1 protein-coding gene is annotated in these 1,513 nt (G+C 68.4%); it reads left to right on the forward strand.

Features of this window, described 5'->3' with window-relative positions; translation table 11 throughout:
• Window positions 1-297: 297 nt before the first annotated feature.
• The gene (locus ACFWY6_RS21880; protein WP_384692881.1) at window positions 298-1,389 is read left to right on the forward strand and encodes a branched-chain amino acid aminotransferase; all 1,092 of its coding nucleotides are present in this window, start codon (window positions 298-300) and stop codon (window positions 1,387-1,389) included.
• Window positions 1,390-1,513: the final 124 nt, after the last annotated feature.

Consider the following 1,513-nt stretch of genomic DNA (forward strand, 5'->3'; position numbering starts at 1 on the left):
AACACTTTGATTGTGGGGGGCTTGTTTCTTTTGTTAATACTACACTGCCCCGGTCCCCCCCCCCCCCAGCTCTGCCACGCCGCCGGGTCCACATCGGACACCCGGCGGCTTCTCGTATGCGGCTCCGGGTGCCACCATCGACCCCTGGGCCGCAATCACGCTGTTCCTTCCACCCGTTCCCGCGAGCGATAATCGAACGTGGGGCCGCGGAATGCAGGGAAGCTCGGACGTCCTAGTACCGGAAGTACAGACGTGAGCGCGGTCCGTCACCATCACACCGTGAAGGACGAAGCACTCATGACGACGACGCCGACCATCGAGCTCAAGCCCTCCTCGAACCCGCTGTCCACGGCGGAGCGCGAGGCGATCCTGGCCAACCCCGGGTTCGGCCGCCACTTCACCGATCACATGGTGACGATCAAGTGGACGGAGGGCCGCGGCTGGCACGACGGCCAGCTCGTTCCGTACGGCCCGCTCGCCCTCGACCCGGCGACGAACGTCCTGCACTACGCCCAGGAGATCTTCGAGGGCCTCAAGGCCTACCGTCAGCCCGACGGCACGGTGGCCTCCTTCCGCCCCGACGCCAACGCCCGCCGCTTCCAGGCCTCCGCACGCCGGCTCGCGATGCCGGAGCTGCCCGTCGAGACGTTCATCGAGGCGTGCGACGCGCTGGTCAGGCAGGACAAGGACTGGGTGCCCGCGCACGGCGGCGAGGAGTCCCTCTACCTGCGCCCCTTCATGATCGCGACCGAGGTCGGCCTGGGCGTGAAGCCGGCCAACGAGTACATGTTCATCGTCATCGCGTCGCCCGCGGGCGCGTACTTCCCCGGCGGGGTCAAGCCCGTCTCGATCTGGCTGTCCGAGGACCGGGTGCGCGCCGTGCCCGGCGGCGTGGGCGACGCCAAGACCGGCGGCAACTACGCGGCGTCGCTGCTCGCGCAGGCCGAGGCGGCGGCGAAGGGCTGCGACCAGGTCGCGTACCTCGACGCGGTCGAGCACAAGTGGGTCGAAGAGCTCGGCGGCATGAACCTGTACTTCGTGTACGGAAACAAGATCGTCACCCCCACGCTGACGGGCTCCCTCCTCGCCGGCATCACCCGCGACTCGCTCCTCACGGTCGCCCGCGACCTCGGCTACGAGTCGGAGGAGGCCCGGGTCTCCATCGACCAGTGGCAGGCGGACTCCTCGGACGGCACCCTGACGGAGGTCTTCGCCTGCGGCACCGCCGCGGTGATCACTCCTGTCGGGACGGTCAAGTGCCGGTCGGGGGAGTGGGAGCAGAGTGGTGGCCAGCCTGGCGAGGTCACGATGAAGCTGCGTGAGGCGCTCCTTGACATTCAGCGGGGTACGTCGAAGGACCAGCACGGCTGGATGCATGATCTCGGCTGAGGGCTGAGCGGTATGTGAAGGCGGGGGCCCGCGCCCTGTGGCCCGGGCCCCCCCGCGGGGTTACCCCGGTTGGGCGGCCCGGGGGGTTTAAAACAAAACGCGCCCCACAAAAACAGAAAGGGTC

Origin of the sequence: Streptomyces sp. NPDC059037, from assembly GCF_042740015.1 — a bacterium.
Lineage (GTDB): Bacteria > Actinomycetota > Actinomycetes > Streptomycetales > Streptomycetaceae > Streptomyces.